At 39.0% G+C, this 16,040-nt stretch carries 14 protein-coding genes; 8 read left to right on the forward strand and 6 right to left on the reverse strand.

What is annotated here, in order from left to right:
• Positions 1-68: 68 nt before the first annotated feature.
• Together AC5NT5_RS07660 and AC5NT5_RS07665 are read right to left on the reverse strand one after the other, a co-directional pair.
• On the reverse strand, positions 69-1,253 hold the full coding sequence (locus AC5NT5_RS07660) for an acetyltransferase domain-containing protein (protein WP_494513125.1): 1,185 nt from the start codon (positions 1,251-1,253) through the stop codon (positions 69-71).
• Between the two features lie 149 nt (positions 1,254-1,402).
• Positions 1,403-1,819, reverse strand: a complete 417-nt coding sequence (locus AC5NT5_RS07665) for an MgtC/SapB family protein (protein ID WP_002960738.1) — start codon at positions 1,817-1,819, stop codon at positions 1,403-1,405.
• A 513-nt stretch (positions 1,820-2,332) separates the two neighbouring features.
• On the opposite strand from AC5NT5_RS07665, the gene AC5NT5_RS07670 reads away from it, so the two are divergent.
• The gene (locus tag AC5NT5_RS07670; protein ID WP_494513124.1) at positions 2,333-2,707 is read left to right on the forward strand and encodes a hypothetical protein; all 375 of its coding nucleotides are present in this window, start codon (positions 2,333-2,335) and stop codon (positions 2,705-2,707) included.
• On the opposite strand, the gene fghA is transcribed toward AC5NT5_RS07670, so the two are convergent.
• Both fghA and AC5NT5_RS07680 read right to left on the reverse strand, forming a co-directional pair.
• Positions 2,661-3,503 (reverse strand): S-formylglutathione hydrolase, encoded by an 843-nt coding sequence (fghA, locus tag AC5NT5_RS07675; protein WP_096792995.1) that lies wholly within the window; start codon positions 3,501-3,503, stop codon positions 2,661-2,663. The genes AC5NT5_RS07670 and fghA overlap by 47 nt on opposite strands.
• Positions 3,504-3,575: 72 nt before the next feature.
• Complete coding sequence (locus AC5NT5_RS07680) at positions 3,576-4,697, reverse strand: S-(hydroxymethyl)glutathione dehydrogenase/class III alcohol dehydrogenase (RefSeq protein WP_494513123.1); 1,122 nt, start codon at positions 4,695-4,697, stop codon at positions 3,576-3,578.
• 134 nt (positions 4,698-4,831) lie between these two features.
• Here AC5NT5_RS07680 and AC5NT5_RS07685 point away from each other — a divergent pair, with 134 nt between their 5' ends.
• The 6 genes from AC5NT5_RS07685 to hflX all read left to right on the forward strand — a co-directional run bounded on the left by AC5NT5_RS07685 (position 4,832) and on the right by hflX (position 11,259).
• The gene (locus tag AC5NT5_RS07685; protein WP_182694990.1) at positions 4,832-5,704 is read left to right on the forward strand and encodes a LysR family transcriptional regulator; all 873 of its coding nucleotides are present in this window, start codon (positions 4,832-4,834) and stop codon (positions 5,702-5,704) included.
• Between the two features lie 147 nt (positions 5,705-5,851).
• Positions 5,852-7,069: a lipoprotein-releasing ABC transporter permease subunit gene (locus AC5NT5_RS07690; protein ID WP_494513122.1), complete on the forward strand. Its 1,218-nt coding sequence runs from the start codon at positions 5,852-5,854 to the stop codon at positions 7,067-7,069.
• On the forward strand, positions 7,062-7,760 hold the full coding sequence (gene lolD, locus AC5NT5_RS07695) for a lipoprotein-releasing ABC transporter ATP-binding protein LolD (RefSeq protein WP_182195546.1): 699 nt from the start codon (positions 7,062-7,064) through the stop codon (positions 7,758-7,760). The genes AC5NT5_RS07690 and lolD overlap by 8 nt, the downstream gene beginning before the upstream one ends.
• On the forward strand, positions 7,750-8,994 hold the full coding sequence (locus tag AC5NT5_RS07700) for a lipoprotein-releasing ABC transporter permease subunit (protein ID WP_494513121.1): 1,245 nt from the start codon (positions 7,750-7,752) through the stop codon (positions 8,992-8,994). Before lolD ends, AC5NT5_RS07700 begins: the two co-directional genes overlap by 11 nt.
• 117 nt (positions 8,995-9,111) lie before the next feature.
• Positions 9,112-9,582, forward strand: a complete 471-nt coding sequence (locus tag AC5NT5_RS07705; protein WP_182694991.1) for a YehS family protein — start codon at positions 9,112-9,114, stop codon at positions 9,580-9,582.
• Positions 9,583-9,909: 327 nt separating this feature from the next.
• On the forward strand, positions 9,910-11,259 hold the full coding sequence (hflX, locus tag AC5NT5_RS07710) for a GTPase HflX (RefSeq protein WP_494513120.1): 1,350 nt from the start codon (positions 9,910-9,912) through the stop codon (positions 11,257-11,259).
• A gap of 142 nt (positions 11,260-11,401) precedes the next feature.
• Here hflX and AC5NT5_RS07715 read toward each other — a convergent pair whose 3' ends face one another.
• Both AC5NT5_RS07715 and AC5NT5_RS07720 read right to left on the reverse strand, forming a co-directional pair.
• Positions 11,402-13,135: an AMP-binding protein gene (locus tag AC5NT5_RS07715; RefSeq protein WP_494513119.1), complete on the reverse strand. Its 1,734-nt coding sequence runs from the start codon at positions 13,133-13,135 to the stop codon at positions 11,402-11,404.
• A gap of 185 nt (positions 13,136-13,320) precedes the next feature.
• The gene (locus AC5NT5_RS07720; RefSeq protein WP_024595637.1) at positions 13,321-13,767 is read right to left on the reverse strand and encodes a DUF3010 family protein; all 447 of its coding nucleotides are present in this window, start codon (positions 13,765-13,767) and stop codon (positions 13,321-13,323) included.
• A 354-nt stretch (positions 13,768-14,121) separates the two neighbouring features.
• Between AC5NT5_RS07720 and thrS the strand changes: the two genes are divergently transcribed.
• Positions 14,122-16,032 (forward strand): threonine--tRNA ligase, encoded by a 1,911-nt coding sequence (gene thrS, locus AC5NT5_RS07725; RefSeq protein WP_024595638.1) that lies wholly within the window; start codon positions 14,122-14,124, stop codon positions 16,030-16,032.
• Positions 16,033-16,040: the final 8 nt, after the last annotated feature.

Raw genomic sequence — 16,040 nt, forward strand, 5'->3', positions numbered from 1 at the left:
CTTGTTAGCAAGGCGCTTTTTAAGCGCCTTTTTTAATGTCTATTACTTTGTGCTAACTTGTATAAACGCTATATATATTTAGCAATTAAGCTATGTTTGTGGCTTCGCTTCCAAACAATGTATCGCTTAGCGAGTAGGGTTGTTAGCCCTATTACAACGACTATAAATAAAAGTGTTGCTGTGTAACTCATGCCATAACCTTCAGGCAAACCAACGAGCGTATCTGCGTAGGTCATATCGCTAAAATTAAAGCCAAGAATAGGTATAAGTAACCAAGCAATAGCATGTAATAAATACAAATGCACAAGGTATGAAAACATACTTGTTTTACCCAGTACTTGTAAAAAGTTATGCGAAAAATCGGTTTTTAAACCACTTAATGCCTTTAAAGAAATAAGCCCAAGGCCAACAGTAAGTAACATAAACTGCAGCGAAAGCGGATACTTTGTTGGGTTTAGAAACGACATAACAGTGAGTAATGAGTTTGTATGTATAGCAAACTGTGACATGTCACCGTATAAGTTAAACCCACGTAAAATGCCATAAAGCGCAAGGCAAGTAACCCCTAATAACAATGCGTGATTCATCACTTTTTTACTGTATTGTTGCGCTTTGTAATAAACACCAGCGCAATATGCCAATGCCATTAAGCCAACAATAGGGGCAACTGGGTAGGTTGTTCTAATTTGAAAATCAAAAGGGAGATCAAGTACATTTTTTTGATGTGCAATAGACCAAGCAGTATGTGCAAATGTATTAGGCTCAAAGCTTGTTCCATCAAATAAATTATGCCCAAACACGAGTAATAAGCCTGCTACAAAAATGGCATAAATGCCCAGGAAACGCAGCAGTCCTAAAATAACAAAGCCCCAGCCGATAGCCCAAATAACTTGTGCGTATAGCATTGGGTATAGTGGGTTAAAGCTCCAAGACCACGAAACAATAGTAAATTCAAACAAAATTAGCACTAAACCACGAATAATCAAGCTTTGTGAAAATGCTTTAGTGGATACATATTTATGCTCTGTTATAGCCGCAGATAGACCTGCTAAGAATACGAAGAGTGGTGCGCAATAGTGAGAAACAAAACGCGTAAAAAAGGTAACGGGATCAGTCCCTGGAATGGTCATCGGATCGGTAACTGAGTAATTAAGGCAATAATACATACCATGGTCAATAACCATAAATATAATTATAATGCCCCGTAATATATCAATATGATGTAAGCGGTTATCGGTTGAAGGTAGCGACATAAGAGAGCTATATAGAGTGATTTAAAACTGTATTTATTATATGTTATATTGTATCAAATTGAAATCGTGTATTTATATTTTGCCAGTGATTATACACAAGTAATACGACCAATATTTGCTCGCATTACTTGTAATGATACAGCTAATTATCACTTAAACTTTTTTACATACCTTAGCGTTATAAAATTAATAATGGCGAGCAAAATGGCTATTTCGTAACGGCTATAGGCTACAGCTATACCAATTAAGCCCATATTCCAAATACTGGCTGCGGTTGCTGTACCGGAGGTTGATTTGTTATTTTTCAAAATTGCGCCACCGCCAATAAAACCAATGCCAGTAATGATGCCTTGCAACATTTTAGATTGAGCTTCTGCGCCATCTAAAACCGACATCGCTATTAATGCATACCCACACGATGCAACAGCAACAAGAGGAAAGGTACGAAGGCCTGCACCATCATGGCTACGCTCTCTGTCGTAAGCCATAGGTAGCGCAAGTAGGTATGCAATACCTAAATGTATTAAGTTATCGATGATTTCATTCCACTGTAAATCAATTTCCATTATTGAGCCTATGCGGGTTAATTTTGTTAATAATAAGCAAACAGTGGGCCATTGCATAAATAACTAATAATCAATGGTTTATTGTAGGAAGCTGAGTTTAATAAAAATTATTGAGGAAACTTTTACATGTTTTTATTACTATTTTACGCGATAGTTAATTTGATCTGAGTTTTAAAGCCCCGTATTCTTTTATCATACCTAAAAGACACATATGTGAACCTTTTGCCTTTAAATAAAACATTAATCACACCCACTATACTTGAAAAAACAGCGTTACTATTTTGCGCTGGGTTATCTGTTTTTGCTTTTTTATTTCCTGAACTTCTCACAGAACACTTACAACCTACCATTAATAAAATTTTAGGTTATTTAGGGTCGCCATTTTTTATATTGCAGCTGGTGGGTGTTACAAGAAAGTTTATAAATGATTTTAGGTAGTAATACTTACATTTTTTTACAGAGTTACAATAAAAAACGTATACAATTTAGGTAATATTTTGTTAAGGATGAATGATGAAAACAATTATTGTACTTTTGTTTTTTTATTGCCTTTCTGGCTGTACAGTTGCGGGCGTTATTATTGATGGGCAAGCACAATCTCAGGCGCGTAATGATAAAAATAGTATTAGCCCGGCGCAGTCAACACCTTATAAAAACCCACTAGAGCCAGTACCTACAGATAAAAACGGATTTAACTTTACTGATATGGGATTAAAGATAGATTCGGCTCTTGTTAGCCTAGTTAAAGGGGAAAGCACTACTACGCAAGTATGTAGGCAGGTCACTAAAAGTCTAAAAGAGTGTGTAGAGGTAGAAAAGTCATCTCTACACACTAATGAGGCTAAGCAGTTAAAAACTGATGATGAAATAATAAGTGTTGGTCAATAAAGCTGCTTATAAAAAAGTAGCTATGATCGTAGCCTGCTTGCATTTCAAGTGTAAGCGGGTAGCTTTTTTTATCAGCAATAGCGACTAAGTTTTCTGGCTTAAGTTGCTCTTGTAAAAAACCATCGGCATCACCTTGACTCACTAACATGGGTAAGTAATGAGCTTGCTCTGCGTTTTTCATCAGCTCGCAGCTGTCGTATTGCTTCCAAAGCGCTTTATCATTTCCTAAATAACCAGTAAATGCTTTGACACCCCAAGGGCATTCAATCGGATTTACAATAGGGCTAAAAGCCGAGGCACTTACAAAAGCAGTCGGGTTTTTAAGTGCGACCATTAATGCACCGTGCCCGCCCATAGAGTGACCACTAATTGCTTTTGTACTTGTTACCGGAAAATGTTGCTCTATCAATGCTGGTAATTCACTAACAACATAATCGTACATATTAAAATGGGTGTTGTAAGGAGCTTGCGTGGCATTTACGTAAAAGCCTGCGCCTTGTGCAAAGTCGTAGCTGTCTTCATTGGGTACGTTTTCGCCACGCGGGCTAGTGTCAGGCGCTACAATAGCAATACCCAGCTCTGCTGCTTTTTTAAATGCACCGGCTTTTTGCATAAAATTTTCGTCGGTACAGGTTAATCCCGATAACCAATAAAGTACCGGTACTTTATTTGCTTCACTTGCGCCAGGTGGTAAAAATACGGCAAAGCGCATAGTGCAATGTGTACTTTGCGAGCTGTGAGTATATTGCTTATGCCAACCGCCAGACACTTTTACACTTGAGATATTTTCTAACATACTTAATCCTTAAAAGCCGTAAACTTAAAAGTATTACGGCTTATTAATAAGCTATTTTACGAATGCAGTTTATTAGTAATGAATGACTGTACGAATACTTTTGCCTTCGTGCATTAAATCAAACGCTTCGTTAATATCTTCAAGGCTCATTGTGTGAGTAATAAAGTCGCTAAGAGCAAATTCACCTGCCATGTAACGCTCAACAATTTCAGGGAGTTGTGAACGGCCTTTAACGCCACCAAATGCACTACCACGCCATACACGCCCAGTTACCAGCTGAAACGGACGGGTTGATATTTCTTGGCCTGCACCTGCCACACCAATAATTACCGACTCACCCCAACCTTTGTGGCAACACTCAAGCGCTGAGCGCATTACGTCAACACTACCAATACATTCAAACGAGTAGTCAACGCCGCCATCTGTCATTTCAACAATAACTTCTTGAATTGGCTTGTCGAAATCTTTTGGGTTAATTAAATCAGTAGCACCTAGTTTTGTAGCTAAATCGAATTTAGTGGTGTTTATATCAACACCGATAATACGACCTGCACCAGCCATTTTTGCGCCAATAATCGCAGACAAACCAATACCGCCTAAGCCAAATATAGCAACAGTGTCGCCAGGCTTTACTTTAGCTGTGTTGGTAACTGCGCCCATGCCCGTTGTTACACCACAGCCTAGTAAGCAAATCTCTTCTAGTGATGCTTCTTTATTTACTTTAGCAAGTGAGATTTCTGGCAATACAGTGTACTCAGAGAACGTTGATGTACCCATGTAGTGATAAATTGGTTGGCCATCTTTAAAAAAGCGTGTAGTGCCGTCTGGCATTAGGCCTTTACCTTGTGTTTCGCGCACGGCTGAACACAGGTTAGTTTTACCTGAAGTACACATTTTACATACGCCACATTCTGCAGTGTATAAAGGAATAACATGATCCCCCACTTCAACACTGGTTACGCCTTCGCCAACTGCATAGACAACACCAGCGCCTTCGTGACCTAAAATAGCAGGAAATATGCCTTCAGGATCTTGTCCTGATAATGTAAATGCATCAGTATGACACACACCTGTAGCGGTAATTTTTACCATAACTTCGCCTTTTTTAGGCATCATCACATCAACTTCTTCAACACTAAGTGGTTGATTAGGACCCCAAGCAATGGCAGCTTTTGATTTAATAAATTCAGACATGTGTTTTATTTCCTTTAACTGGCTATTAAAAAATAATTGTAGACCCAATTTGCTTGGGTGATGGGTTTATTGTATTTGTTTCTCAAATAATGATAATCTCAATTTTATTAAAACACTTTTACAGTATGGTAATAATGGCACGTTGGGATGGAATTGATGAGTTTATAGCGGTTGGTGAAGAGGGCAGCTTTACTGCGGCTGCAAAAATGCTTGGGCTTTCGGTTGCGCATATTAGCCGCCATGTTACGGCGCTTGAGCAACGTTTAAATACCCAGCTTTTAACTCGTACTACTCGTAAAGTGGTTTTAACTAAAGAAGGTGAAGTTTACTTACATCAAATAAAGCACTTACAACACGCTATGGACGAGGCAACTCAAGGCCTTGCTCAGCAACAAAGTACGCCTAAAGGTAAAATAAAGCTCACAGCACCAGTTATGTACGGAGAGAGCTTTATTATGCCCATAGTGCATAATTTTATGAAGGAGCATCCCGAGGTAGAAGTTGTTGCCACACTAAGTAACGAGCAAGAAAACTTATTAGAGGGCGGATTTGATTTAGCCATAAGGTTAGGGCATTTAAAAGATTCGAGCTTAAAAGCGCGTAGGTTAAGTGCGCGGCGTTTTATTATGTGCGCGGCACCACAGTATTTAACGCGATTTGGTGAGCCGCACACTTTAGGCGAGCTAAACAGCCATGAATGTTTAATTGGGAATAGTAGCTACTGGCGCGTAAACGAAAATGGGCGCGATAAACACATTAAAATAGCGGGGCGGCTACAGTGTAATAGTGGTTGGGCGCTGGTGGATGGCGCAAAAAAGGGGCTTGGTATTGTACAGCTCCCAGACTACTACATTGAAAACGAAATTAACTCAGGGCAATTGGTGCCTATTTTAACACCCTATCAACCACAGCAAGAAGGGGTATGGGGCGTATATCCACCAAGGCAGTTTGTGGCCACTAATGTACGGGTATTGCTCGATTATTTAGTTAAAGGGCTGAAAGCTTAACCGCGAATTAATGGTTAAGCATGTATTGCTGTAAATATAGCCAAGTATCAGATTTTTAAATTATTTCTTACATTTTACGCCATACCCAAAGGCACTTTTTTCGTGCTACTATTGCTCAATACTTTTACGATAAGTGTTAAAAATAATATGTTTCAACCGGTTAGCTTATTTATAGGGCTTAGATATAGTCGCTCATCTAAAGGAAATGCGTTTATATCGTTTATTTCGTTTTTTTCTATTGCCGGTATCGCTATTGGATTAATGGCATTATTTACGGTAAGCAGTGTAATGAACGGGTTTGAAAATAGCCTCAAAACCAATATGCTCGGACTTATTCCGCATGTTGAAGTTAGCGCAGGTAAAAACACTGCCACCCAAATGGGCACCCTTAAAACCGACCTCGAACAATCTCCTTATGTTGATCATGTAAGCTTATATCGCCACGGCGAAGCTATTTTGCAAACAAATAAAGACTTGCACGGCGTTTTACTACAAGGCCTTTATAACGATAGTGGTTCTTTGTATAAAATTACCGATAAAATAGTGCAAGGCGATTGGAAAACTGTATTAAACAAAAATTACAACATTGCTATAAGTCGTTATTTGAGTCGTAAATTAGGCGTTAGCGTGGGTGATAAGCTTCGCGTTATTATGCCTAATGCTTCAACGTATACACCTCTTGGGCGAGTACCCAGCCAGCGTTTATTTAAAGTTGCCGCAATATACGAAACCGGATCTGAGATAGATATGGCACTTGCGTTTACGAGTGGCGCTTCACTACAGCGGGTGTTAAAGCTGGATAAAAACACTGCCCCAAATTTAAGTGTTTCATTGCACGAACCTTTCGAACTAGATGAGTTTATTGAAGCAAGCCAACGTATTTTAAAAGATCACAATTACAGTGATTGGCGCAGTACCCAAGGCACTCTATTTGCAGCCGTTGCTATGGAAAAACGCATTATGTCTATGTTGCTTGCCCTCATTGTATTGGTCGCTGTGTTTAATATTGTATCAGCACTGACCATGATGGTAAGCGAAAAACAAGGTGAGGTAGCCATACTACAAACGTTAGGTTTAACACCTTCGCAAGTGCAAAAAGTGTTTATGGTGCAAGGCTTATATAACGGCGTAATTGGTACCGCAATAGGCGCATTTTTAGGTGTAATATTTAGTTTATATATAAATGAGCTACTTGCATTAGTGGGCTTAAACTTATTGGCGGGTATAGAGCTTCCGGTAAAATTTGATATTTTGAGTTTAGTAATAATAGCGTTTGCCAGTATTGCTATGAGCTTTTTAGCTACCTTATATCCTGCGTGTAAAGCCGCAAAAGTAAAACCAGCAGAGGTATTACGTTATGAATGATTTAGTAATTAGTTGTGAAAATTTAAGTAAAGTTTATCAAGATGGAAGCAACCAAGTTGAAGTATTAAAAGGTGTTGATTTAGCGCTGCAGCAAGGTGAAATGCTCGCTATTGTAGGGAGTTCTGGCTCTGGTAAAAGTACGCTTTTACACATACTTGGCACATTAGATACTGCAAGCTCAGGTAGCGCTAAAATTAAAAACCAAGAAGTTGCAAAACTTTCGCGAACAGAGCAAGCCGCATTTAGAAACAAAAATTTGGGCTTTATCTATCAATTTCATCACTTATTAATGGAGTTTAGCGCAGTTGAAAACGTGGCTATGCCATTATTAATTAAAGGCTTGAGTGCAAAAGAAGCCAAAGCTCAAGCGCTCGATATGCTCGAAAAAGTAGGCCTTGCACATCGCAGCTCGCATAAACCGTCTGCGCTTTCTGGTGGAGAGCGCCAACGCGTGGCAATTGCCCGTGCATTGGTTACAAAACCTGCGCTTGTGCTTGCTGATGAACCAACCGGTAATTTAGATAAACAAAATGCGATTAAAATTTACGATTTAATTAATGAGCTTAACCAAAGCTTAAACACCAGTTTTGTGGTAGTTACACACGATTTAGAACTTGCCGATAAGCTGGGCAAAATAGCTTATTTAGACGATGGAAAACTAGCTATTAAAGAGTCGCAGCATGTTGCTTAGTGCATTTTTAAGTAAACGTTTTAGAGCCTATTCAGGCCACAAAGATGAAAAAAACGGCTTTGTTAGTTTTATCGCTAAAGCCTCGACTATTGGTATTTTATTAGGTGTCGCGGTTTTAATTGTGGCGCTGTCGGTAATTAATGGTTTTGAGCAGCAACTAGTACATAGATTACTAAGTGTTGTGCCACAGGTTGAATATGTAGCACCAAGTAGACCCATCGCGAATTGGTCGCAAAAAGTTGAGGATTTACAAACACAACCGCATGTAACAGGGGCTGCGCCATTTATTGCAGTGAATGGGATGGCGCAATATAAAAGCCAGCTAAAAGCGATAGAAATTCGAGGTGTTGAGCCAGCGCTCGAGAGTAATGTATCGGCGGTAAATCAGTTTACCAGTGGTAAATTAGTCAGCCAGCTAGGCCTTGACGATGTAATTTTAGGTAAACAAATAGTAAAACAGTTAGACGCCAAAGTAGGCGATAACATTACATTACTTATTCCGCAAATTAGTCAAAAAGGTCAATCATTATTAGCGCCTAAACGCGTAACACTTAACCTTGCAGGTGTTATAGAAATGGGCGGACCGATTGATAGTACCGCTGCATTTATACATCTTAACAAAGCACAGCAAACATTGGGTTACGATGAAACCCAAGTAACAGGGCTGCGTTTAAGTGTTGATGATGTGTTTTCGGCGCATCAAATAGCGCTAAGAGTGGGCCAAACTATTGACGACTACGTGTATATTTCTAGTTGGTTTAGAACCCAAGGCAGCCTTTATCAAGATATTCAAATGGTGCGTACCATTGTTTATATTGTGGTGTTTTTAATTATAGCGGTAGCCAGTTTTAATATTGTATCGTCCTTGGTGATGGAAGTACGCGAAAAACAAGGCAATATCGCAATTTTAAAAACCATGGGCGCGAAAGACAGTACTATTTTAGCCACCTTTGTAATGCAAGGCTTAATGCAAGCATTTGTAGGCGTGGCACTAGGAACACTAATTGGTGTGGTATTAGCGCTTAATATAAGTGAGCTTTTTACGTGGATAAGCCAATTATTTGGAGCCAATCCACTTGAGGGCGTTTATTTTATAGAGTTTTTACCAAGTAAATTAGTACTTGAAGACATTGGTATTACAGTGATTGTTACGTTTGTGCTTGCGATACTTGCCACTATTTATCCTGCATGGCAAGCAACGCGCGTAGATCCTGCCAAGGTGCTTGGTAACTAGGTATAAGAAGCTCAGATAAAAATTAATAGGGTGGTATTAGTAAACCTGTTAAACTAGGTGCTTATATAAAATTAAGCAATAACTGCTTGGTTGCTATACCTCACTTTGGGATTTACTTTGACTAATAACGATATTTTACGCCGCATTCGCTACACTTTTAACTTAACTGATACTGCTATGGTCAATGTTTTTGCATCAGCAGAGCATACGGTCACCAAAGAGCAAGTAATTGCATGGTTAACTAAAGAAGGTGAAGAGGCTTTTACCCCAATAAGTGATACTGAGTTTGCAAGCTTTTTAAATGGGTTTATTAATACCCAACGTGGCAAACGCGAAGGTGAGCAACCAGAGCCAGAGAAAAAGCTAAACAACAATATTATCTTTATGAAGCTACGTATTGCTTTAAATATGAAAGCAGAAGATGTTATAGCAACACTTGCACTTGTTGATTTTGATTTAAGTAAGCATGAGTTAAGCGCATTTTCTCGTAAAGTAGATAACAAACATTACCGTGTTTGTAACGATCAAATATTACGTTTGTTTTTAACCGGCGTACAAAAGCAGCATCGTCCAGAAGAGTCTGCTTAGTAACTGGTTTTAGCTAATTAGCTTTTAGTTAATGGGCTTGTGTATGTGCAATGCTACATAAAGCCTATTATCAATGGTAAACCCCAATACTTAATAATTAAATACATTTATAACAACACCAAGTTACTTATTGGTTTACTTGCGTGTAAAAATTATATTGCCCCCGCACAAATAGTTCACAGATTAACGCTAATTTTGGCAAAATAAAGATAATAATTGCATTCGTAAGCTATAACGCTGTAAAGCTCGGTCATAACAGCGTAGGATCAAGTTACTTTCGAATGAAAATTAGGTTTGCACTTTAGGTGCATTAACATATAAAAAATTATGCAACTAACTGCAAAACCATCACTTCCTAATGCGTTACTTATTTCTATTAGCACACCACAATTTAAAGGCGACGAAGCAACAGAATCGCTTGCAGAGCTTGCTCGTTTGGTAACTACGTTAGGCTTTAAAGTAGTAGGTACACAATCGCAAAAGCAAAGCTCAACTCAAAAAGTTAATGTACTGGGCTCAGGAAAACTAGCTGAAATAGCATACCTTACCGGCAATAAAGGGATGGTTGAAAACGAGCAAGAAGATGATTTACTCGATGAAGACCCTTTAACCGAAATATCCTCAGAATTTCCATCAAACGATTTAGAGTTTGCATGTGCCGATGTAGTGGTATTTGACTGCGATTTAACGCCTTCTCAACTGCGTAATGTTGAGAACCAATTAGGTGTAGAAGTATTTGATCGCACTGGTATTATCATTGAAATATTTAGCCGTCATGCGCGTACTAAAACAGCAAAATTACAAGTTGAAATTGCTCGCCTTAATTATGTCGCGCCACGGCTTCGTGAAACATCAACAGGTGATAAAGAACGCCAAATGGGTAAAGGTGCGGGTGAAACCACACTTGAGCTAAATCGCCGTAAGGTGCGCGATCAGTTAGCAGAATTAAAGCGCGAACTTGTTAGTGTTCAAGATGTAATGATGGACAGACGTACGCAGCGCTCTGAGCTATTCTCAGTGGCTTTAATTGGTTATACCAATGCGGGCAAGTCATCAATGATGCGCGCAATTACAGGTAGTGATGTGGAAGGCGAAAACAAACTTTTTGCAACGCTAGATACCACTGTTCGCGCGCTGTATCCGATTACCCAGCCTCGTATATTGGTTTCAGATACGGTTGGTTTTATTAAAAAATTACCTCATGATTTGGTTGCTTCATTTCATTCAACGCTCGCTGAGGCACATGATGCGTCGTTACTGTTATATGTTGTAGATGCTTCAGATCCTTCTTTTCGCTCACAACTTGAAGTAGTACATAAAGTACTGGCAGAAGTTGGGGTAGAAGGTAGCAAAAAATTATTAGTACTGAATAAGTCAGACCAATTAAGTACTGATCAACAGCAGTCGCTAATGGATGAGTTTCCTGATGCGATGATGACCTCTACACGTAATCCAGATGATATTAGTAAACTGCACAAATACATTATTGGCATTGCTCAAGAGGACATGATTGAAGAAGAGATTGTTATACCGTACACAGCTAAAGGTATTGTGGGCGAAATCCGATCGAGTATGAGTGTTGTTAAAGAAGAATATGAATACAGCCATATTAAATTAACAGTGCGCTCGAGTGCGATTGATTTAGAACGTTTAAAAAAGAGAATGTTGAATTTATAATAAATTCAGTACATAAAAAGCACAGCCAATTGGCTGTGCTTTTTAGTATTAGTCCTAACATACGTAAATTTAACGCTGCTAGCTCTGAACATAGCTCTGAGATAAATTCCCTACCCAGAGCCTCAGTTACTTAAAGACGAAACTAGGAAAAAGCGTTGTCGCTTAGCTCTTCTTGCATTTGCTCGCGCATTTTAAATTTTTGCAGTTTACCTGTTACTGTCATTGGGTAGTTTTCTACAAAACGGATATGTCGTGGCATTTTAAAGTAGGCTAGTTTGTCTTTTAAAAACTCACGAATTGCTTGCTCATCAAGTACAGCATCTTCTTTTGGTTGGATCCAAGCGCATACTTCTTCGCCATACTTTTCATCGGTTATACCAAATATGGCAGCATCTTGAATGCCCGGGTAAGTGTAAAGTACTTCTTCTATTTCTCGAGGGTAAATGTTTTCGCCGCCGCGAATAATCATATCTTTTATACGCCCAACAATCGTGACAAACCCTTCTGTATCCATGACACCTAAATCGCCAGAGTGCAGCCAACCTTCGTCATCTATAGTGGCTTTTGTTTTAGCTTCGTCATTCCAATAGCAGCGCATTATGCCTGCACCTTTACTACACACTTCGCCAGGTTGACCAATTTTTTGAATGTTACCCAGCTCGTCAATTATTTTAACCTCGGTATGGGCAAGGGCGCGACCAACTGTCGTTACTTGCCGCTCAATTGAAGAGTCTGTTTCGGTAATGTTGTTTATGGGGCTGCACTCCGTTTGCCCGTAAGCAATCAGTACTTGATGCATGTTCATTTGTGTTTGTACTTTGCGCATTACTTGCTCTGGGCATGTAGAGCCTGCCATTACACCCGTGCGTAAAGTACTTAGATCATAATCGTTAAAATTACTCAGCTCAAGCTCACTAATAAACATAGTAGGTACACCGTGCAGCGCTGTACATCCTTCTTGTTGAACTACATCAAGCGTGGTTTTTGCATCGAACGAATCACTAGGATAAATGGCTGCTGCACCTTTACTAACACACAATAAGCTACCCAATACCATTGCAAAGCAATGATATAACGGGATAGGGATACATAACTTGTCATCGCTCGTAAAGTGCATAGATTCGGCGACGAATAGCGCATTATTTAAAATATTTTTATGAGTGAGCGTTGCGCCTTTTGGGTTGCCTGTTGTGCCTGATGTAAATTGTATATTGATGTCTTGATCAGCATTTAAGTTTTCACCTATTGCTTTTAATTCAAGCTCATGAGCTGCTGTTGGCAAGTTAATAACATCATTAAAAGAGTGCATACCAGGAGATGCTTCATCGCCAATGCGGATTATATTTTTAAGAGTGGGTAGTGCTTTTAAATTAAGTGTGTCTTTATCGCAAGTTGCAAGTTCTGGCGCTAAACAATTAAGCATTTCTAAGTAATCACTGCCTTTAAAATTTGATGCTGTGATTAGAGTAGAGCATTCAACACTATTTAAAGCATATTGTAATTCGTTAGGACGATAGGCCGGGTTGATGCACACCATTATTGCGCCAATTTTTGCCGTTGCAAATTGGGTTAAGCACCACTCAATATTATTAGGAGACCAAATACCAACGCGCTCACCTGGTTTTACGCCAAGGGCAAGTAACCCCATAGCAAGCTGATTAACTTCTTTTTGAAATTCTTTATACGTTAATCTAATACCTTGGTGATGAACTACAACAGCTAACGCCTCTGGGCTTTTGTCGACAATGAAGTCAAAGTAATCGCCTATAGTTGAATTTGTTAAAGGTGTGCTTTGTATACCTTTAAAGTAGCTTTGAGATAACGGCAAGTGATTTATTTGTTCTACTTCTTTTACCGGGGTAGTGTGTGTGTACATTGCTCTCTCCATGAAAATGTGTGTGAGTTATGTAAACTACAAAGTTAAAATAAACACATATTGTCGACAAAGAGAAGTGTGGTTAGACTAATGTATTATTAGATTAATAAAAGCTAATACTACTTTTTAGACACAAAAAAACGCGTCTTACAATGTAAGTACGCGTTTTTAAACGAGTAATGAGTTTACATTTCGTCGCTGCGGTATGTTTTTTTCATGATATAAACGTAAGCGTTTACAAAAGCATTTTCTTGGTATTTTTTAAGGCCTGTTTCTTCAAAATCAATAGGGATGGGGTTGCGTTTTAACTGCTCTTTAACTTCCGTTGTAGTAAATAAACGTACATCTAAGTTGTTGATTAATTGAATTGCAGTTTCCATTTTAAAGCCTTTTGCACTGCCAGCAAATTTACCTTTAGGCTGACGCTCACGAATTGCAACAGAATCAATTTGGTAATCTTGCATTAGTTTTGCAAAATCGAATTGAAATTTACGCATTACTTCAGTGTCGTTACCGTTACCTAAGGTAAAGCGTGTTTGGCGCACATCGCGAATATCAAATACGTCATTATCTTTACTTAAAATACAAAGTAGTACATCACTACCGGTAATTTCTACACCACATGTTCTCATGTCTATTCTCTAAAATAACTTAATTACGCAGTATTATACGCAACGCACATTAAAATGCGAGTGTGGGTATAGCTGTAGGCGCGTAATTAATGCATTGATGCTTTTATATTTTAATAAAATGATTTTTTTGCTTTAAAAGCTACATTTTGTGGATAAAACGGGGCGATTTCACCCCTTTAAACTTGTAATTAAATGCGCGGCACGCGACAATATATCTTTGTAGTTGAATAGACTCCTCATCTACATATATTAGTCAATGCTTATTCGTAAAAGCGTTGTCGAGTCATTCTCATTTAATTTATTAAAAATACACGTGATACATTGTAGGTGTCACCACTGTAGCAAGGATTTATAATGCCAGTTATTACTCTTCCAGACGGAAGTCAACGTAGTTTTGAAAACCCTGTAAGCACGCTTGATGTTGCAAACGACATTGGTCCTGGTTTAGCTAAAGCGACCATTGCGGGCCGTGTAAATGGCGACCGTGTTGATGCATGTGATTTAATTAGTGATGACTCTCGTCTTGAGATCATTACCGCTAAAGACGATGACGGCCTTGAAATCATTCGTCACTCTTGTGCTCACTTAATCGGTCATGCAGTTAAGCAACTTTTCCCAGACGCAAAAATGGCAATTGGTCCTACCATTGATAACGGTTTTTACTACGATATCGATATGGAACACTCACTATCACAAGATGATCTTGAAGCAATTGAAAAGCGTATGCTGCAACTTGCAAAAACCAACTACGACGTAGTGAAAAAAACAGTAAGCTGGCAAGAAGCACGCGATACATTTGAAGCGCGTGGCGAAACATACAAAATAGAAATTTTGGACGAAAACATCGCTAAAGATGACCGTCCTGGGTTATATCATCACGAAGAATATGTAGACATGTGTCGTGGACCTCACGTTCCTAACATGAAATTTTGCCAAAACTTTAAAATAATGAAAGTGGCGGGTGCATATTGGCGTGGTGATTCAGAAAACAAAATGCTACAACGCATTTACGGCACCGCGTGGGGCGATAAAAAGCAACTTAAAGCGTATTTAAAGCGCCTTGAAGAAGCTGAAAAACGCGATCACCGTCGTATTGGTAAAGCGCTTGATTTATGGCATTGGCAAGAAGAAGCGCCAGGCATGGTATTTTGGCACAACGATGGTTGGAGCATTTACCGCGAGCTTGAAGAATTCGTACGTGAAAAATTACGCGAATATGAGTACGAAGAAGTAAAAGGTCCAATGATGATGGACCGTTCACTTTGGGAAAAATCAGGTCACTGGGAAAAATATTCAGAAGCAATGTTTACCACTGAGTCTGAAAAACGTGAATACGCAATTAAACCAATGAACTGCCCTGGTCACGTGCAAATCTTTAACCAAGGTTTAAAATCGTACCGTGATTTACCACTTCGTATGGCTGAATTTGGTTGTTGTCACCGTAATGAACCATCAGGTGCACTACACGGTTTAATGCGTGTACGTGGCTTTACACAAGATGACGCTCACATTTTCTGTACTGAAGAGCAGATAATGGACGAAGTGTCAGCGTGTATTAAGATGGTTTATGATACATATGAAACATTCGGATTTGAGAAGATTGTAGTTAAGCTATCTACTCGCCCAGAACAACGCATTGGTGAAGACCATATGTGGGATAAAGCAGAGCTTGCTTTAGCTGATGCACTTAAGCTAAACGATATTGAATTTGATTATCTTCCGGGCGAAGGCGCGTTTTACGGTCCTAAGATTGAATTTACTTTGTACGATTGTTTAGACAGAGCGTGGCAGTGTGGTACAGTGCAATTAGACTTTGCATTACCGGGTCGTTTAGGTGCTACTTATGTAGCAGAAAATAACGAGCGTCGTACACCTGTAATGATACATCGTGCTATTTTAGGTTCTATTGAACGCTTTATTGGCATTTTAACTGAAGAGTACGCTGGTTTATTCCCGACGTGGCTTGCACCAAAGCAAGTGGTAATTATGAATATTACCGATAAACAGGCTCCTTATGTTAAAGAAGTTGTACAAAAATTAAATAAACTTGGAATTAGAGCCGCTGCTGACTTGAGAAATGAGAAGATTGGCTTTAAAATCCGTGAGCATACACTGAAGCGTATTCCATATTTACTTGTTGTTGGCGATAAAGAAGTTGAACAGCAAGAAGTAGCAGTGCGTACTCGCACAGGTGAAGACCTTGGCAAATTTAATGTTGATGATTTTGTAGCTAAAATTAGTGAAGAAATTAAAAATCGACAGTAAAAATCGAG

The sequence above is a fragment of the Pseudoalteromonas sp. J2K-J599 genome (genome assembly GCF_059295115.2).

Excerpts from the sequence above, each read along its gene's own strand:
- thrS (WP_024595638.1), top strand. The coding sequence starts at position 14,122 with ATGCCAGTTATTACTCTTCCAGACGGAAGTCAACGTAGTTTTGAAAAC.
- lolD (WP_182195546.1), top strand. The coding sequence starts at position 7,062 with ATGAATGATTTAGTAATTAGTTGTGAAAATTTAAGTAAAGTTTATCAA.
- fghA (WP_096792995.1), bottom strand. The coding sequence starts at position 3,503 with ATGTTAGAAAATATCTCAAGTGTAAAAGTGTCTGGCGGTTGGCATAAG.
- AC5NT5_RS07660 (WP_494513125.1), bottom strand. The coding sequence starts at position 1,253 with ATGTCGCTACCTTCAACCGATAACCGCTTACATCATATTGATATATTA.
- AC5NT5_RS07685 (WP_182694990.1), top strand. The coding sequence starts at position 4,832 with ATGGCACGTTGGGATGGAATTGATGAGTTTATAGCGGTTGGTGAAGAG.
- AC5NT5_RS07700 (WP_494513121.1), top strand. The coding sequence starts at position 7,750 with ATGTTGCTTAGTGCATTTTTAAGTAAACGTTTTAGAGCCTATTCAGGC.
- AC5NT5_RS07670 (WP_494513124.1), top strand. The coding sequence starts at position 2,333 with ATGAAAACAATTATTGTACTTTTGTTTTTTTATTGCCTTTCTGGCTGT.
- AC5NT5_RS07680 (WP_494513123.1), bottom strand. The coding sequence starts at position 4,697 with ATGTCTGAATTTATTAAATCAAAAGCTGCCATTGCTTGGGGTCCTAAT.
- hflX (WP_494513120.1), top strand. The coding sequence starts at position 9,910 with ATGCAACTAACTGCAAAACCATCACTTCCTAATGCGTTACTTATTTCT.
- AC5NT5_RS07720 (WP_024595637.1), bottom strand. The coding sequence starts at position 13,767 with ATGAGAACATGTGGTGTAGAAATTACCGGTAGTGATGTACTACTTTGT.
- AC5NT5_RS07715 (WP_494513119.1), bottom strand. The coding sequence starts at position 13,135 with ATGTACACACACACTACCCCGGTAAAAGAAGTAGAACAAATAAATCAC.
- AC5NT5_RS07665 (WP_002960738.1), bottom strand. The coding sequence starts at position 1,819 with ATGGAAATTGATTTACAGTGGAATGAAATCATCGATAACTTAATACAT.
- AC5NT5_RS07690 (WP_494513122.1), top strand. The coding sequence starts at position 5,852 with ATGTTTCAACCGGTTAGCTTATTTATAGGGCTTAGATATAGTCGCTCA.